15 protein-coding genes are annotated in these 16,127 nt (G+C 57.3%); 6 read left to right on the top strand and 9 right to left on the bottom strand.

Going from position 1 to position 16,127, the window contains the following annotated elements:
- Positions 1-33 precede the first annotated feature (33 nt).
- The 6 genes from aroK to ABIE02_RS20680 all read right to left on the bottom strand — a co-directional run bounded on the left by aroK (position 34) and on the right by ABIE02_RS20680 (position 4,149).
- On the bottom strand, positions 34-555 hold the full coding sequence (aroK, locus tag ABIE02_RS20705; protein WP_010436374.1) for a shikimate kinase AroK: 522 nt from the start codon (positions 553-555) through the stop codon (positions 34-36).
- Positions 556-850: 295 nt separating this feature from the next.
- The gene (gene hofQ, locus ABIE02_RS20700; RefSeq protein ID WP_059307053.1) at positions 851-2,086 is read right to left on the bottom strand and encodes a DNA uptake porin HofQ; all 1,236 of its coding nucleotides are present in this window, start codon (positions 2,084-2,086) and stop codon (positions 851-853) included.
- On the bottom strand, positions 2,001-2,396 hold the full coding sequence (locus tag ABIE02_RS20695; RefSeq protein WP_059307052.1) for a HofP DNA utilization family protein: 396 nt from the start codon (positions 2,394-2,396) through the stop codon (positions 2,001-2,003). Before ABIE02_RS20695 ends, hofQ begins: the two co-directional genes overlap by 86 nt.
- Positions 2,386-2,847, bottom strand: coding sequence for a hypothetical protein (locus ABIE02_RS20690; protein WP_144839914.1), 462 nt, complete (start codon positions 2,845-2,847; stop codon positions 2,386-2,388). Before ABIE02_RS20690 ends, ABIE02_RS20695 begins: the two co-directional genes overlap by 11 nt.
- Complete coding sequence (locus ABIE02_RS20685) at positions 2,831-3,373, bottom strand: PilN domain-containing protein (RefSeq protein ID WP_336995231.1); 543 nt, start codon at positions 3,371-3,373, stop codon at positions 2,831-2,833. The genes ABIE02_RS20690 and ABIE02_RS20685 overlap by 17 nt, the downstream gene beginning before the upstream one ends.
- Positions 3,370-4,149 carry a DNA utilization protein HofM gene (locus ABIE02_RS20680; RefSeq protein ID WP_336995232.1) on the bottom strand — a complete coding sequence of 260 codons (780 nt, stop codon included), beginning with the start codon at positions 4,147-4,149 and terminating at the stop codon, positions 3,370-3,372. The genes ABIE02_RS20685 and ABIE02_RS20680 overlap by 4 nt, the downstream gene beginning before the upstream one ends.
- Positions 4,150-4,269: 120 nt before the next feature.
- Between ABIE02_RS20680 and mrcA the strand changes: the two genes are divergently transcribed.
- Positions 4,270-6,822, top strand: coding sequence for a peptidoglycan glycosyltransferase/peptidoglycan DD-transpeptidase MrcA (gene mrcA, locus ABIE02_RS20675; protein WP_077226859.1), 2,553 nt, complete (start codon positions 4,270-4,272; stop codon positions 6,820-6,822).
- Positions 6,823-6,863: 41 nt separating this feature from the next.
- Here the strand turns inward: mrcA and nudE are convergent, their stop codons facing one another.
- Positions 6,864-7,424 carry an ADP compounds hydrolase NudE gene (gene nudE, locus ABIE02_RS20670; protein ID WP_032614809.1) on the bottom strand — a complete coding sequence of 187 codons (561 nt, stop codon included), beginning with the start codon at positions 7,422-7,424 and terminating at the stop codon, positions 6,864-6,866.
- 325 nt (positions 7,425-7,749) lie between these two features.
- Here nudE and ABIE02_RS20665 point away from each other — a divergent pair, with 325 nt between their 5' ends.
- The 5 genes from ABIE02_RS20665 (at position 7,750) to pckA (ending at position 13,928) form a co-directional block, all read left to right on the top strand.
- Positions 7,750-9,885 (top strand): intracellular growth attenuator family protein, encoded by a 2,136-nt coding sequence (locus tag ABIE02_RS20665; RefSeq protein WP_336995233.1) that lies wholly within the window; start codon positions 7,750-7,752, stop codon positions 9,883-9,885.
- 64 nt (positions 9,886-9,949) lie between these two features.
- On the top strand, positions 9,950-10,633 hold the full coding sequence (gene yrfG, locus ABIE02_RS20660; protein WP_032614813.1) for a GMP/IMP nucleotidase: 684 nt from the start codon (positions 9,950-9,952) through the stop codon (positions 10,631-10,633).
- On the top strand, positions 10,630-11,031 hold the full coding sequence (hslR, locus tag ABIE02_RS20655; RefSeq protein ID WP_032614815.1) for a ribosome-associated heat shock protein Hsp15: 402 nt from the start codon (positions 10,630-10,632) through the stop codon (positions 11,029-11,031). Before yrfG ends, hslR begins: the two co-directional genes overlap by 4 nt.
- A 23-nt stretch (positions 11,032-11,054) precedes the next feature.
- On the top strand, positions 11,055-11,933 hold the full coding sequence (hslO, locus tag ABIE02_RS20650) for an Hsp33 family molecular chaperone HslO (RefSeq protein ID WP_032614817.1): 879 nt from the start codon (positions 11,055-11,057) through the stop codon (positions 11,931-11,933).
- Positions 11,934-12,311: 378 nt separating this feature from the next.
- The gene (gene pckA, locus ABIE02_RS20645; RefSeq protein ID WP_032614819.1) at positions 12,312-13,928 is read left to right on the top strand and encodes a phosphoenolpyruvate carboxykinase (ATP); all 1,617 of its coding nucleotides are present in this window, start codon (positions 12,312-12,314) and stop codon (positions 13,926-13,928) included.
- A 90-nt stretch (positions 13,929-14,018) separates the two neighbouring features.
- Here the strand turns inward: pckA and envZ are convergent, their stop codons facing one another.
- Both envZ and ompR read right to left on the bottom strand, forming a co-directional pair.
- Positions 14,019-15,365 carry a two-component system sensor histidine kinase EnvZ gene (gene envZ, locus ABIE02_RS20640; RefSeq protein WP_032614822.1) on the bottom strand — a complete coding sequence of 449 codons (1,347 nt, stop codon included), beginning with the start codon at positions 15,363-15,365 and terminating at the stop codon, positions 14,019-14,021.
- Positions 15,362-16,081, bottom strand: coding sequence for a two-component system response regulator OmpR (gene ompR / locus ABIE02_RS20635; RefSeq protein ID WP_001157751.1), 720 nt, complete (start codon positions 16,079-16,081; stop codon positions 15,362-15,364). Before ompR ends, envZ begins: the two co-directional genes overlap by 4 nt.
- Positions 16,082-16,127 lie beyond the last annotated feature (46 nt).

Raw genomic sequence — 16,127 nt, 5'->3', positions numbered from 1 at the left:
TTTACCCGCAGGCGAGTGTATATAAAGCCAGAATCAGTTGCTTTCCAGCATATGAATAATCTGGTTTGCGACCACTTTAGCGCTCTGGTCGTCGGTGCGAATGGTGACGTCAGCAATCTCTTCGTACAGCGGATTGCGTTCACCAGCCAGGGCTTCCAGAACTTCGCGTGGAGGCGTCTCAACCTGCAGCAACGGGCGTTTTTTATCACGCTGCGTACGCGCCAGTTGTTTTTCGATGGTCGTTTCAAGATAGACCACGACACCGCGGGCGGAGAGACGGTTGCGAGTTTCGCGAGATTTTACAGAGCCGCCGCCAGTAGCCAGCACAATGCCCTGTTTTTCCGTAAGTTCATTAATGACTTTTTCTTCACGGTCACGGAAACCCTCTTCGCCTTCTACATCGAAGACCCAGCCCACATCAGCTCCGGTTCGTTTCTCAATCTCTTGATCAGAATCGTAAAATTCCATATTGAGTTGTTGAGCTAACTGGCGCCCAATAGTGCTTTTGCCGGCACCCATAGGCCCAACCAGAAAGATATTGCGTTTCTCTGCCATTTTTTCGGTACTACTAAGACTATTCGTTAATGGTAAACCCGCTTCACCGGTATCTGGCGTAGCAGGACATGAACTGAAACCTCATATGCGATAGAGCGAGAGTCAGACTAAAAATTATCTCAATACTCCTGCTTGTTTGGCAACAGATTAAATCACCCTGCCGCCGCTTAAGTTATTAAGGAGTGAGATTGTGTATGCTGATTCTCAAATCGGTACTCCTTGTATGCTAATTCATGCCCCACGTCAAACATCTGCAACAAACTGAATGCAAAATCACGCGGGGCATCCCGGGACATTATGGCACTGCAACCAGACGAGGCGTGATAAAAACCACTAACTCCCGGCGTTCGTTGTCTTTTCCCTGATGACTGAATAGCTGCCCCAGGAAAGGAATACGGCTCAAGCCTGGCACAGATTCGCTGCCGGTTTTATGCCTCTGAGAAAAAATCCCGCCCAAAGCCAGTGTTTCACCACTATTGACCTCGACCTGGGTTTCAATCTCCTGCTTATCTATCGCCAGCGTTTCGCCATCGGCCTGCTGCAAAACCTGGCCCGGGGTGTTTTCACTGATGCGCAGCTTCAGGCGAACCCGTCCGTTGGCCAACACCACTGGCGTCACCTCCATGCCCAGCACCGCCTCTTTAAACTCAACCGATGTTGCGCCGCTCTCGCCACTGGAGACCTGATAGGGGATTTCGCTGCCCTGCTTAATGCTGGCGGGCTGCATGTGTGATGCCAGCAGGCGCGGGCTGGCGATAATATCGACCTGCTGTTTTTGCTCCAGCGCAGAGAGTTCGAGATCCAGCAGTTGGCCATTGATCCGCCCGATAATAAACCCCACCTGGGTGGTGGCGCTGTTGACGGCCAGATCGCTGCTGAGCATCGTCAGCTGTCCTGGCTTACCAGGCTGCGCCCCCTGGGACAGATTCCACTTCACTCCCAGCTCGCGCAGGCTTTTTTCACTCATGCTGACGATATGCGCGGCCAGCTCCACCTGCGCCACGGGGAGATCTATCTGCGCAACCCAGTGCTGTAGCGCCTCCAGCGCGGCCCGGTTATCGCGCACCAGCAGGCGGTTGGTGCGTTTGTCTACCGCCAGGCTGCCTTTCGGGCTAAGGAGTTTTTCGGCAGCCTGCTGGATATCTCCCGCATCGGCGTAAGAGAGAGGCAGACTGCGCGACTCCAGCGGCGCACTGAGCTGTTGTTTTGTTCGCTCGGCCTCCTTTTTGGCCTGCTGTTTCTGCTGCCAGTCGACGGTGTGGATATAAAAAATGCCCGCCTGCTGGCGCATTACCAGCCCGGCACTGGTGACCACCGTCTGGATCGCCTGCAGCCAGGGAACCTCCTGCAGGCGCAGTGAGACCTTCCCGCTGACGTCCGGGGAGATAATCATGTTGCGGTTCTCCTGCTCCGCCAGCGCCTGCAAAAGCTGGGCAACCGGTACCTCATCCACCACCAGGCTCACCGGTGCTGGCTTCGCGGCCAGCGCCTGGCTGACCATCAGCAGTAATCCCACGATCCCTGTTTTCATCCTGTTTCGTTCCTTGTCGTTGCCATCGCCACTGCGGCAGTTCACATGCCCCGGGCATATCGATGACCAGTTCCTTTTCATTCAATGCCGCCACCCGACTGCCCTGCGCCAGCGTGTCGCCGCGACGAAGGCGCAGCCACCGCGACGTTTCATCCCGGACGATCGCCACTGGCACCGCGCCAAGCACCACCCCGACATAGCGCCACTGCTGCAGCGTTGCATCCGGGCAGCGTGATTCCGGGGGCTGAAAGGGATCGCGCAGGCCGAGCAGGAGCGGCAGTAATAACAGCACGCCACACTTAACCCGCATCCTGGTGCTCCAGCTGCATGACGACCTGTAACTTGTTGTGCTCAGGCTGAATGCTAAAACGCGCTACCGCAACGTCGCGCCGGGCAAGAGTGGCAAACAGCGAGGGGATCTGCGCCCACGTCGCTTCAATCACCAGTTCACCTCCTGTACCCACGGGCTGCCAGCGAACCATCCGCAGCTCATCGGTATCAAACGCCAGCGGCGAAAACGGCTGTGCCGCCACGGGAGCGTGTGTGTCGTCAGGGGGTGAGAGCTTGCGCACAGCGACCCACAACCGGGCATGAGCCTCTGCGTGCCGCACCTGCCCGGCCTGCTGCGTTGCTCTCTGCCGATCCTGCATTCGTCCCTGCAAACCGGTCACGCAGATCAGCAGCAACGCTGAGCTGACTCCCCAGCACAGGCAGCGCCCGCGCGGTGTCATGGCATACCAGCTGTCAGGATGGATCCGCATCAGCACTCTCCTTACGGTTCAGCGTCCAGCTGAACAGCCAGCGGCCCTGGGCATCCTGACGCATCTCCCCTGGTGCACCGGGGGTAAACCCGGGCATCTGGCGTAGCGCCGGATCCAGCGCCGCCAGGGCAGGCAGCGTGGCGGCGTAGCCGGTCAGGGAGAGGGTCGACTGCTGAAAGCGCAGCTGCGCCAGCCATGCCTGCTCTGGCAGAAGGTGGGATAAGGCGATCAATGCCGGTTGCCAGGCTTCCGTCCTGGCTTTGTCGCGCATCCACTGCTGCTGTTGCTGGTGTTTGGCCTGTAACGCCGTCCACTGCTTTTGCCGCTGCTCCAGTCCCTGACGCAGTGCCACATCGCTGGCGTGCCGCAGCGCGCTGGCACGTGTCACAAGCGCATCGCTGACCCGGCTGGTGGCGCAGAGCATTAGCGCCACCAGCAGCGAGCCGGTAAACATCCCTCCCCAGAAGCGCAGACAGCGACGCTGTTGCCGCTGGCGCCACGGCAGAAGATTGGCCGTCCTCATCATGCGTGCTCTCCAGTCGCCAGCGCCAGCGCGACGCTGAAATCGGCCCCATGTTCAGGCAGTGGCGGCTGGCGTCGGGATAACACGCACCAGGGGTCAAAATTGCCTGCCCCACAGCAGGCGATCTCGTCCACCCCGAGTGCCAGCAGGGCGGCGAGCCTTTCGACGTCCGGGGCCTCCGCCAGCCCGCGCCTGCCCCACTGGTGGCGCATTGCCCATAGCCACTGGTCCCGATCGCGCCAGGCGACGCACTGGGCCGGGGCTTGCACAAAGGGCAGCAGGTGCGCCAGCGCGCCCGCATCGGGCGTGATGGTGGCCAGCCGCAAACGCAGTTCCCGGGCCAGCTCTAGCAGCGTCGCCACCTCCTTATTCTGTGCCGCCGTGACGTGATAAGCGTTACTGAAGGTATCTTCCGCATAGTCAAAACGCAGGGTATCGGGGGCCATCTCCAGTTCACGGCTCATCGCCGCGGCGATCCAGGCGGTCTGTTCGCTGTCGCGCAGGGTCATGGAAGGGCGTGGAAGCGTGCGCTGTAAGGTGCGGGCGGCCGGGAAGGCGAGAAAAATTTGATGTTGATGAGGCAGCAACTGGCGCCACTCGCGCAGTGCCGCAGCCAGCTGTTCAGGCTGAAGAATTTGCCCGTCGCGGATAATGCCTGCCGCCAGAGGGAGCTGCCACCAGCGGCGCAACCCCCACCCTGACTTTTCGCGTACCAGCGCGACCGCCAGAACCTTATCCTGTTGAATATGAACGCCTGTATGCCATGTTTTAAATGCCATGTTTCACGATCTCCTTATCGTTCCGGGGGATAACGGCTATATCAATGCTACAGGCTTGCCTTTATACTACCGCGCGATTGTTTAGAAACTGCCCAGTTCAAACTAAATGGGAAATCTCCAGTGAAGTTCGTAAAGTATTTATTGATCCTTGCAGTCTGTTGCATTCTGCTTGGAGCAGGCTCGATTTTTGGTTTGTACAAATATATTGAGCCGCAACTGCCTGATGTCGCTACGCTTCGTGATGTCCGGCTCCAGATCCCAATGCAGGTCTACAGCACGGATGGCGAACTTATCGCCCAGTACGGTGAGAAGCGCCGTATCCCGCTGACCCTGAATCAGATCCCCCCCGTCATGGTGAAAGCCTTTATTGCCACCGAGGACAGCCGCTTTTATGAGCACCATGGTGTCGATCCGGTGGGGATTTTCCGTGCCGCAAGCGTGGCGTTGTTCTCCGGCCATGCCTCTCAGGGTGCGAGTACTATCACCCAGCAGCTGGCACGTAACTTCTTCCTTAGCCCTGAAAAAACGCTGATACGTAAGGTCAAGGAAGTGTTCCTGGCGATCCGTATTGAGCAGATGCTGAATAAAGATGAGATCCTTGAGCTTTATCTCAACAAGATCTATCTCGGCTACCGTGCCTATGGCGTGGGCGCGGCGGCGCAGGTCTATTTTGGCAAATCCATTGAGCAATTAACCCTGAGTGAAATGGCAACCATCGCCGGTTTGCCGAAGGCGCCTTCAACCTTCAACCCGCTCTACTCACTCAATCGCGCTACCGCCCGCCGCAACGTGGTGTTATCGCGCATGCTGAGCGAAGGCTATATCAGCCAGACCCAGTACGATCAGGCGCGCAACGAGGTGATTGACGCCAACTACCATGCGCCGGAAATTGCTTTCTCCGCGCCTTATCTCAGCGAAATGGTGCGCCAGGAGATGGTCTCCCGCTACGGCGAGCAGGCTTATGAAGATGGCTACCGCGTCTACACCACCATCAGCCGCAACGTCCAGCAGGGCGCGCAGCAGGCGGTGCGTAATAACGTGATTGATTACGACATGCGCCACGGCTACCGCGGCCCGTCAAACGTGCTGTGGAAAGTGGGCGAGTCTGCCTGGGACAGCAAGAAAATCACCGATACCCTGAAACCGCTGCCGGGCTATGGGCCATTTGTCGCGGCAGTAGTGACCCAGGCCACTCCGCAGGAAGCCACCGCGATGCTCGCTGACGGCACCTCCGTATCGCTGCGCATGGACGGCGTTCGCTGGGCACGTCCGTATCGGTCAGATACGCAGCAGGGTTCGACCCCGCGTAAAGTGACCGATGCAGTACAGGTGGGTCAGCAGATTTGGGTCCGTAAGGTTAACGACGCCTGGTGGCTGGGGCAGATCCCGGACGTTAACTCTGCGCTGGTCTCCATCGATCCACATAACGGCGCGGTGCTGGCGCTGGTTGGCGGCTTCGATTTCAACCAGAGCAAATTTAACCGTGCCACCATGGCGCTGCGCCAGGTCGGGTCCAATATCAAGCCGTTCCTCTACACCGCGGCAATGGACAAAGGTTTGACCCTCGCCAGCATCCTTAATGACGTGCCGATCTCCCGCTGGGATGCCGGTGCAGGTTCTGACTGGCGACCTAAGAACTCACCGGCAGAATACGCCGGGCCGATTCGTCTGCGTCAGGGGCTGGGTCAGTCGAAGAACGTGGTGATGGTTCGCGCCATGCGCGCCATGGGCGTCGATTATGCGGCAGAGTATCTGCAACGCTTCGGCTTCCCGGCACAGAATATCGTGCATACCGAGTCGCTGGCGCTGGGTTCTGCCTCCTTTACCCCGATGCAGGTGGCGCGCGGTTATGCGGTGATGGCGAACGGTGGTTTCCTGGTCGATCCGTTCTTCATCAGCAAAATCGAGAACGATCAGGGCGGTGTGCTGTTCGAAGCAAAACCGAAAATCGCCTGCGCAGAGTGTGATATTCCGGTGATTTATGGCGATACGCCAAAATCAGATGCCCTGAACAATCAGGACATGGAAGATGTCGCCATTTCTCAGGCGCAGCAAAATGCGGTGGTACCAAAGCCACAGCTCGAGCAGGCTAACCAGGCGCTGGTTGCGCAGACCGGTGCTCAGGAGTATGCCCCGCATGTGATTAACACGCCGCTGGCCTTCCTGATCAAAAGCGCGTTGAACAGCAACATCTTTGGTGAGCCGGGCTGGCAGGGGACGGGCTGGCGTGCCGGTCGCGATCTGCAGCGCAAGGATATCGGCGGTAAGACCGGGACGACCAACAGCTCGAAAGATGCGTGGTTCTCGGGGTATGGCCCGGGTGCGGTGACCTCGGTGTGGATCGGCTTTGACGATCACCGCCGTGATTTAGGCCGTACTACGGCGTCCGGGGCGATCAAAGATCAGATTTCCGGTTACGAAGGTGGGGCCAAAAGCGCTCAGCCGGCCTGGGATGCCTTTATGAAGATGCTGCTGGACGGCGTACCGGAGCAGCCATTAACCCCACCGCCAGGCATAGTGACGGTCAATATCGATCGCAGCAGCGGTCAGTTGGCGAATGGCGGTAACAGTCGGGAGGAGTACTTCATCGAAGGCACGCAGCCAACGCATCAGGTGGTGCATGAGGTGGGTACAACGTTGATTGATAACGGCGAGACACACGAGCTGTTCTAACTGTCTGCCCCCTTTCCCGCCGGGAGAGGGGGATCCTTCTGCTACAACCTGCCCTGCCCTTTCAGCCATTCCCGCACCAGGAACAGCGCGCTCACGTTCCGGGCTTCGTTGAAATCTGGCTCTTCCAGCAGATCCATCAGATGCGCCAGCGGCCAGCGCACCTGCGGCAGCGGCTCGGGTTCATCCCCTTCCAGCCATTCAGGATAGAGATCTTCCGCCAGCACGATATTCATTTTGCTGGAAAAATAGGAGGGAGCCATGCTGAGCTTCTTCAGGAAGGTTAACTCCTTCGCACCAAACCCAACCTCTTCTTTCAGCTCACGGTTCGCGGCCTCATAGACCGATTCACCCGGATCAATCAGCCCTTTGGAGAAGCCAAGCTCGTAAGACTCGGTCCCCACCGCGTATTCGCGGATCAGGATCAGATGGTCATCAACAATGGGCACAATCATGACGGCTTCGCGCGTGGAGGGACGCATACGCTCGTAGACACGGCGCACGCCGTTACTGAACTCCAGGTCCACACTTTCAACATTAAACAGACGCGATTTGGCGACGGTTTCAACATTCAGGATGGTGGGCTTTTGTAAGGGTTTGCTCATTTTGACGGGTCTTTGCTGAGTGAACTGGCGTCATTGTGCGATACGCCGCACGGTTTGGGCAATGTCAATCGCGCTTTATTTACATTTATGTAACCTGTGCAGATTCATTCCTCATTTCGCTTAAAAAGTCAAGAGGTTGAAATTATTCCAGGAATTTGCTGATATCCCGTCAGGTTTAGCTTTGCTATCATCAGCGATCACTGGGATGCGCTTCAATTTGCTCAAGTTCAACGCCTTACATGCCGATAGCCAATCACAGACACGCATTCACTGTTAAAAAGGTGCTACAGACTACACCTGTAAGTAAAAGTAAGATGGGGAAAGCATGAGCACCATTTTGATTGTCATCGCTGCTATGCTGGCCTGCGCATTCATTGCAGGGTGGTTGTACAGACGTCGGGCGCAGCGTCGATATCGCCTGCCTTATCACAATGCCTTTGCCGGGGCGAATACCCGCAAGCTCACCGCTGAAGAACGCAGCGCGATTGAGCAATATCTTGAGTCGTTTAACCGCATCCAGCAGACGCCGGCAACAGGCGCCAGCGCCGCACCCGTGTCGTTAAGCCTCAATGCCCAGAGCAGCACCGTGCTCTGCGTAACGCGCTCCATTACCCGCTACGGTATCACCACTGACGATCCCAATAAATGGCGTTACTACCTCGACTCGGTTGAGGTGCATCTGCCACCTTTCTGGGAACAGTACATCAACGATGAAAACAGCGTTGAGCTGATCCACACCGATTCAATCCCGCTGGTAATCGTCCTGAATGGCCACTCCATTGCGGAGTATGTTCAGGAAGCGCCCCACTTTGCGCTGGAACACGTCAGTTCAACCCAGGCTTCGATTCGTGGCGAAGAGACAGAGCAGATTGAGCTACTGAATATTCGTCAGGAGACGCACGAAGAGTACGCCCTGAGCCGCCCGGACGGCATTCGCGAAGCGCTGCTGATTGTTGCCGCTTTCCTGCTCTTTTTCTTCTGCCTGGTCAGCCCGGATGTTTTTGCTCCCTGGCTTGCTGGCGGTGGTGTGCTGCTGCTGGCGGCGGGACTCTGGGGATTATTCGCCCCGCCTGCCAAAAATTCGCTGCGTGAGATCCACTGTCTGCGCGGCACGCCAAAACGCTGGGGACTGTTTGGCGAAAACGATCAGGATCACGTTAACAATATCTCGCTTGGCATCATCGACCTGATCTATCCGCGTCACTGGCAGCCCTGGCTGGCGCAGGATTTAGGGCAAAAAACCGATATTGATATCTACCTGGACAGGCACGTTGTGCGCCAGGGACGCTATTTATCTCTGCATGACGAGGTTAAAAACTTCCCGCTGCAGCACTGGCTGCGCAGCACGGTGATTGCCGCTGGTGCCGGGATCATACTGGCGATGCTGGTTCTCCTCGTCCCGCTGGATATGCCGATCAAATTTACCCTGTCGTGGATTAAGGGCGCCCAGACCATTGAGGCCACCAGCGTCGAGCAACTCGAAAACGCGGGCGTGCGCATTGGCGATACGCTGCGTCTGAAGGGCACCGGGATGTGTAATATCCATGCCCCTGGCACCTGGAACGCCCGGCAAAGCTCTCCTTTTACGCCCTTTGATTGCTCGCAGGTGATCTGGAATGACGCCGCGCCCCTGCCGCTGCCGGAATCCGACATCGTTAACAAAGCCACGGCCCTGACCCAGGCGCTGTCGAACCAACTGCATCCCAAACCGGAAAATAACTCACGAGTCAGCCCGGCATTAAGCTCCGCCATTCAGAAATCGGGCATGATCCTGCTGGATGACTTTGGCGATATCGTGCTGAAAACCCAGGACCTCTGTGCCGAACAGGATGAGTGCATCAGGCTGAAAAATGCACTGGTTAACCTCGGTAACAGCAAAGACTGGGAGTCCCTGGTCAAACGTGCCGATGGCGGTCGTCTTGATGGCGTTAACGTGCTGTTACGTCCGGTCAGCGCGGAGTCGCTGGAAAATCTGGTCGCCACCTCCACTGCCCCCTTCGTCACCCGTGAAACCTCACGTGCCGCCCAGGCGCTTAATAGCCCGGCTCCCGGTGGTTTTGTGATCGTCAGCGACGAAGGCAGCGAGCTGGTCGATCAGCCTTATCCGTCCGTGGCGCTCTATGACTACCCGGCCCAGGAGCAGTGGGACGAGTTTCAGCGCCTGGCGCAGATGCTGATGCGCACGCCGTTCAGTGCCGAAGGGATTGTGACGGGCCTCTTCACCGATGCCAATGGCACCCGTCATGTCGAGCTGCATAGCATGCCTGACAGCGCCGGGTTATGGCGCTACATCGCCACCTCACTGCTGATGCTGACGCTGGTGGTGTGCATGCTCTGGAACGCCTTTATGGCGCTGCGTCGCTACCAGCGCTCGCGTACGCGTCTGGCCGATATTCAGCAATACTACGATAATTGCCTCAACCCAAAGCTTATCCCCACGCCTGAGAGCCTGATCGGATAACGCTCCCGCGCGACAGGATATGCTACCCTGTCGCGCACGTTTCTTCTGGCTGGAGTTTTCCCCCATGCATTTTGATATCGACTGGCAGGAGGTCGATACCGTCCTGCTGGATATGGACGGTACGCTGCTCGATCTCGCGTTTGATAATCACTTCTGGCAAAAACTGGTGCCGGAGACCTACGGCGAGCAGCAGGGGATCTCCCCGGCAGAAGCACAGGAATTCATACGCCAGCAATATACCGCCGTACAACATACGCTAAACTGGTACTGCCTGGACTACTGGAGCGAACGCCTCGGTCTGGACATTTGCGCGATGACTACCGCTCAGGGTCCGCACGCCGTATTACGTGAAGATACCGTTCCCTTTCTCGATGCCCTGAAAGCGAGCGGCAAACGGCGCATACTGCTGACCAACGCGCATCCACATAATCTGGCGGTGAAGCTGGAACATACCGGACTGGCCTCACACCTTGATTTATTACTTTCCACCCACACATTTGGTTATCCGAAAGAGGATCAGCGATTGTGGCAGGCGGTGGCAGAAGAGACCGGCCTGCAGCCAGAAAGAACGGTGTTCATTGATGACAGCGAACCGATTCTGGATGCGGCGGCAACCTTTGGCATTCGTTATTGCCTTGGCGTAACGAATCCTGATTCTGGCCTGGCTGAAAAGAGCTATCTGCGGCATCCGGGGCTGAACGACTATCGCCGGATGATCCCCTCACTCACCGTGAAGGAGAAGCCATGAAAGAAAAACCCTCTGAAGGGGTAAGACTGGACAAATGGCTGTGGGCTGCCCGCTTTTACAAAACGCGCGCCCTCGCCCGGGAAATGATTGAAGGCGGCAAAGTGCATTACAACGGGCAGCGCAGCAAACCGAGCAAGCTCGTGGAGCTGAACGCCACCCTGACCCTGCGTCAGGGCAACGACGAACGAACGGTGATTGTGAAAAACATCACCGAACAGCGTCGCCCGGCAACGGAAGCCAGCACCCTGTATGAAGAGACGGCCGAAAGCGTTGAAAAACGCGAGAAAATGGCGCAGGCGCGCAAGCTGAATGCCCTGACCATGCCGCACCCCGACAGGCGACCGGACAAGAAAGAACGTCGCGATCTGATTAAATTTAAAAATGGCGAGAATGAGTGATTCTTGCTGAACGAGAGATGACTATGGCCCAACACGACCAATTACACCGCTATCTGTTTGAACAATTTGCCGTTCGCGGCGAGCTGGTGACGGTATCCGAAACCTGGAAACAGATCCTGGAAAACCATAACTACCCGCAACCGGTGAAAGCCGTGCTGGGCGAGCTGCTGGTTGCCACCAGCCTGCTGACCGCCACCCTGAAATTTGCCGGTGACATCACCGTGCAACTCCAGGGCGATGGCCCGATGAGCCTGGCAGTGATCAACGGCAACAACCAGCAGCAGATGCGCGGCGTGGCGCGCGTACAGGGCGAGATCCCGGAAGACGCAGATCTGAAAACGCTGGTCGGCAACGGCTACCTGGTGATCACCATCTCTCCTGAAGAGGGTGAACGCTATCAGGGCGTGGTCGGTCTGGAAGGCGACACCCTGGCGGCCTGCCTGGAAGATTACTTCATGCGTTCTGAACAGCTGCCGACACGTCTGTTTATCCGCACCGGCGAAGTCGACGGCCAGCCGGCCGCAGGCGGCATGCTGCTGCAGGTGCTGCCAGCCCAGAATGCGCAGAGCGACGATTTCGACCATCTGGCGACGCTGACCGAAACCATCAAAGCTGAAGAGCTGTTCACCCTGCCGGCGAACGAAGTGCTGTGGCGTCTGTACCACGAAGAAGAGGTCACGCTGTACGATCCGCAGGACGTAGAGTTCAAATGCACCTGTTCCCGTGAACGCTGCGCGGGTGCGCTGAAAACCCTGCCGGATGAAGAGATCGATAGCATCCTGGCGGAAGATGGCGAAATCGACATGCACTGCGACTACTGCGGTTCGCATTACGTCTTTAACGCGATGGATATTGCCGAGATCCGTAACAACGCCTCCCCGGCCGATCCTCAGCTGCACTAAGTCTCCCCTGAACTGCCCTCTTCCGAGGGCAGTTGTTTTTCCCCTTCGCCCGGCTACCCTTTCTTTTTGTTCACTATTCTTTCCGCCCCGGCTGAATCGTTATCAGTAATGTAAGGCTTACGTAATTTTCTTTCATGTATGCGCTTACACTCACATTATCGTAGTTAAATTTACCGCCAATTAACCTTTTCAGAACATTTTCGCCAACCAAAAAGTGATTCCTGCCATAATCTGCTCCGCGAAGTGACAGGAGTCACAGCGTTTTCCGTCATAAAGGGTTTTTGTCCAGATACGCAAATCTATGAGCCCGGTCGCGGTTAACATTCGAGGAAAAACCCTACAATTTCGAGCAGTATATATTGGCTAAGGAGCAGTGATATGCGTGTTAATGGTTTAACCCCGCAGGATCTCAAGGCTTATGGTATCAACGACGCTCACGATATCGTCTACAACCCCGATTACGATACGCTGTATCAGGAAGAGCTGAACCCAGCGCTGGAAGGATACGAACGCGGTATATTGACGACCACCGGTGCTATCGCTGTCGATACCGGTATCTTTACCGGCCGCTCGCCGAAAGATAAGTACATTGTCCGTGACGACACCACCCGCGACACCCTGTGGTGGTCCGATAATGGCAAAGGGAAGAACGACAACAAAGCGATCTCCCCGGAAACCTGGCAGCAGCTGAAAACCCTCGTCACCCAACAACTTTCCGGCAAGCGTCTGTTCATTATTGATGCTTACTGCGGCGCTAACGCTGATACCCGTCTTTCCGTCCGCTTTATCACCGAAGTCGCCTGGCAGGCGCATTTCGTGAAGAACATGTTCATTCGCCCCACCGAGGAAGAGCTGCAAAGCTTCAAACCTGACTTTGTGGTGATGAACGGTGCGAAGTGCACTAACCCGAACTGGAAAGCCCAGGGGCTGAACTCGGAAAACTTTGTCGCCTTTAACCTGACGGAACGTATCCAGCTGATCGGCGGCACATGGTACGGCGGCGAAATGAAGAAAGGGATGTTCTCGGTAATGAACTACCTGCTGCCGTTACAGGGCATTGCGTCGATGCACTGCTCGGCGAACGTCGGCGAGAAAGGTGACGTGGCAGTGTTCTTCGGCCTGTCCGGCACCGGTAAAACCACCCTCTCCACCGACCCGAAACGCCGCCTGATTGGCGACGACGAGCATGGCTGGGATGATGACGGCGTGTTCAACTTCGAAGGCGGCTGTTACGCCAAGACCATTCGTCTGTCGCCAGAAGCGGAGCCAGATATCTATCAGGCTATTCGCCGCGATGCGCTGCTGGAGAACGTCACGGTACGTGCCGACGGTACGGTCGATTTTGACGATGCGTCAAAAACCGAGAATACCCGCGTCAGCTATCCGATCTACCACATCGACAACATCGTTAAGCCGGTGTCGAAAGCAGGCCACGCAACCAAGGTGATCTTCCTCACCGCCGATGCGTTTGGCGTGCTGCCGCCGGTTTCACGCCTGACCGCCAGCCAGACCCAGTATCACTTCCTCTCCGGTTTTACCGCCAAGCTGGCCGGGACCGAGCGCGGTGTGACTGAGCCAACACCAACCTTCTCCGCCTGCTTCGGCGCAGCTTTCCTGTCGCTGCACCCGACGCAGTACGCCGAAGTGCTGGTGAAACGCATGCAGGCCGCGGGTGCCCAGGCGTATCTGGTGAACACCGGCTGGAACGGCACCGGCAAACGTATCTCAATCAAAGATACCCGCGCCATTATCGACGCCATTCTTAACGGTTCGCTGGATGATGCGGAAACCTTTACCCTGCCGATGTTCGATCTGGCGATCCCGACCGAACTGCCGGGCGTGGACAGCCATATCCTCGATCCGCGCAACACCTACGCCTCCCCGGAGCAGTGGCAGGAAAAAGCCTCTCAGCTCGCGAAGCTGTTCGTGGAAAACTTTGAGAAGTACACCGATACGCCAGCAGGTGCGGCACTGGTAAGTGCAGGGCCAAGATAAACGCAAAACGGCAACCGAGGTTGCCGTTTTTCATGTTTGCGCCCACTGGGTGAGGATCGGGGTGAGGCCATCAGGCCGCACCCCGTATTTTTAACTCTCTTTCACCTGTCCACGCGAAAACGGAACCGGCAGCCATGCGCGAATACTTAACCCGCCTCGCTCGCTGGTACCAATCTCCAGCAGACCGTTATGGTTATCCACAATACGCTGAACAATCGCCAGGCCTAACCCGGTGCCGCTGGTGCTGCGCGCGCTGTCGCCACGGACAAACGGCTGGAAGAGATGTTTGCGCTGCTCCGGTTTAATGCCGGGGCCATCGTCTTCCACCTGGAACCAGGCGCGGCTCAACTCAGAGCCGCTGCTGACCTTGATCCAGCCATTGCCGTAGCGGGCGGCGTTAACCACCATATTCGCCACTGCACGCTTGATGGAAAGAGGATGCATGCGCACGGTGATATCACCCGGCTGCAGGTCGGTTTCGATCTCACGCTCGTAACCGCTCTCTGCCGCCACCACTTCGCCCAGTACAGCGTTAAGATCCGCGACCTCCATCGGCATCTCCTGCCCGGTGCGCAGGTAGTCGATGAACTGCTCGATAATGGCGTTGCACTCTTCGATGTCCTTGTTGATGGACTCCGCCAGATAGCCGTCTTCTTCGCCCATCATCTCGGTCGCCAGGCGAATACGCGTCAGCGGAGTACGCAGGTCATGGCTGACCCCGGCCATCAGCAGGGTACGGTCATCCGCCAGCTGCTTAACGCCTGCCGCCATATGGTTGAAGGCGCGTGTTACCGAGCGCACTTCCGACGCACCGTATTCGCGCAGCGGAGGCGGGATAATGCCTTTACCGACCTGGAGCGCCGCATGCTCCAGGTCGACCAGCGGTCGGTTCTGGATACGGATAAACAGCCAGGCGCCGCCTATCGCCAGCAGCATAATCGCCAGGGTGTAACGGAACAGCGGCGAGAAGTCGCCCTGATGAATTTCGGTCAGCGGTACACGCACCCAGATGTTGGGTGAGAGCCAGGTTTTCAGCCAGACAACCGGCGAGCTTTTGTTGACCTCAACGCGCACTTCCGTCGGGCCGCCCAGCTGCTGCGCCATCTGCTGGCTAAGGAATTCGTAATGCTGTGCCCAGCGCAGGCCTGCGTCTTCCGCCGCTTCGTTGGAATAGAGCGATATCCCCAGCTCACGGTAGATTTCACGGCGAAACGCCGGTGGCACCACCAGCTGCGTGCCATCTTCCAGCTGCAGTTTATCGGTCATCAGCATACGTACTTCGTAGGCCAGGACCTTATTAAACTGCTGCAGGCTCGGCAGGATCGCAAAGTTCAGCACAACCAGGTAGGTCGTCACCAGGCTGACAAACAGCAGGGTGACGATCAGTAACAGGGTGCGGGCAAACGAGCTACGCGGCGAGAAACGCATTCGCCTCATGCTTTAGAGCCGTCCGGGACAAACACGTAGCCCAGACCCCAGACGGTCTGGATATAGCGCGGATGCGCCGGATCCTCTTCCACCATGCGACGCAGGCGGGAGATCTGTACGTCGATGGAACGCTCCATCGCGGAATATTCGCGGCCACGCGCCAGGTTCATCAGCTTATCGCGTGAGAGCGGCTCACGCGGGTGGCTGACTAAGGCTTTCAGCACCGCGAACTCACCGCTGGTCAGCGGCATCGGCTCATCTTCACGGAACATCTCGCGGGTGCCGAGGTTCAGCTTAAACTTACCAAAGGCGATCACCGCCTCTTCCTGGGACGGCGCGCCTGGCAGTTCATTCGCCTGGCGACGCAGTACGGCGCGGATACGCGCCAGCAGCTCACGCGGGTTAAACGGCTTTGGAATGTAGTCGTCGGCACCAATTTCCAGGCCGACGATACGGTCAACCTCTTCCCCTTTCGCCGTTACCATAATGATCGGCATAGGGTTGCTTTGGCTACGCAGACGGCGGCAGATGGAGAGCCCATCTTCGCCCGGCAGCATCAGATCCAGCACCATCAGGTGGAAGGATTCACGGGTTAACAGGCGATCCATCTGTTCGGCGTTGGCAACGCTACGAACCTGGAAGCCCTGCTCGGTCAGATAACGCTCAAGCAGCGCACGCAGGCGCATGTCGTCATCCACCACCAGAATCTTATAATTCTCTTGCATCGTCAGTACTCCCAAAGGTTCGGATAATCTTGAACAGCGTATTCTA

Source organism: Leclercia sp. 1548 (genome assembly GCF_050435045.1).
GTDB classification, from domain to species: Bacteria; Pseudomonadota; Gammaproteobacteria; order Enterobacterales; family Enterobacteriaceae; genus Enterobacter; species Enterobacter adecarboxylatus.
This window is presented reverse-complemented; position numbering and strand designations above follow the sequence as displayed.

Coding starts and splice junctions, on each gene's coding strand:
- aroK (WP_010436374.1), bottom strand. CDS start 555: ATGGCAGAGAAACGCAATATCTTTCTGGTTGGGCCTATGGGTGCCGGC.
- hofQ (WP_059307053.1), bottom strand. CDS start 2,086: ATGAAAACAGGGATCGTGGGATTACTGCTGATGGTCAGCCAGGCGCTG.
- ABIE02_RS20695 (WP_059307052.1), bottom strand. CDS start 2,396: ATGCGGGTTAAGTGTGGCGTGCTGTTATTACTGCCGCTCCTGCTCGGC.
- ABIE02_RS20690 (WP_144839914.1), bottom strand. CDS start 2,847: ATGCGGATCCATCCTGACAGCTGGTATGCCATGACACCGCGCGGGCGC.
- ABIE02_RS20685 (WP_336995231.1), bottom strand. CDS start 3,373: ATGATGAGGACGGCCAATCTTCTGCCGTGGCGCCAGCGGCAACAGCGT.
- ABIE02_RS20680 (WP_336995232.1), bottom strand. CDS start 4,149: ATGGCATTTAAAACATGGCATACAGGCGTTCATATTCAACAGGATAAG.
- nudE (WP_032614809.1), bottom strand. CDS start 7,424: ATGAGCAAACCCTTACAAAAGCCCACCATCCTGAATGTTGAAACCGTC.
- ABIE02_RS20665 (WP_336995233.1), top strand. CDS start 7,750: ATGAGCACCATTTTGATTGTCATCGCTGCTATGCTGGCCTGCGCATTC.
- yrfG (WP_032614813.1), top strand. CDS start 9,950: ATGCATTTTGATATCGACTGGCAGGAGGTCGATACCGTCCTGCTGGAT.
- hslR (WP_032614815.1), top strand. CDS start 10,630: ATGAAAGAAAAACCCTCTGAAGGGGTAAGACTGGACAAATGGCTGTGG.
- hslO (WP_032614817.1), top strand. CDS start 11,055: ATGGCCCAACACGACCAATTACACCGCTATCTGTTTGAACAATTTGCC.
- pckA (WP_032614819.1), top strand. CDS start 12,312: ATGCGTGTTAATGGTTTAACCCCGCAGGATCTCAAGGCTTATGGTATC.
- envZ (WP_032614822.1), bottom strand. CDS start 15,365: ATGAGGCGAATGCGTTTCTCGCCGCGTAGCTCGTTTGCCCGCACCCTG.
- ompR (WP_001157751.1), bottom strand. CDS start 16,081: ATGCAAGAGAATTATAAGATTCTGGTGGTGGATGACGACATGCGCCTG.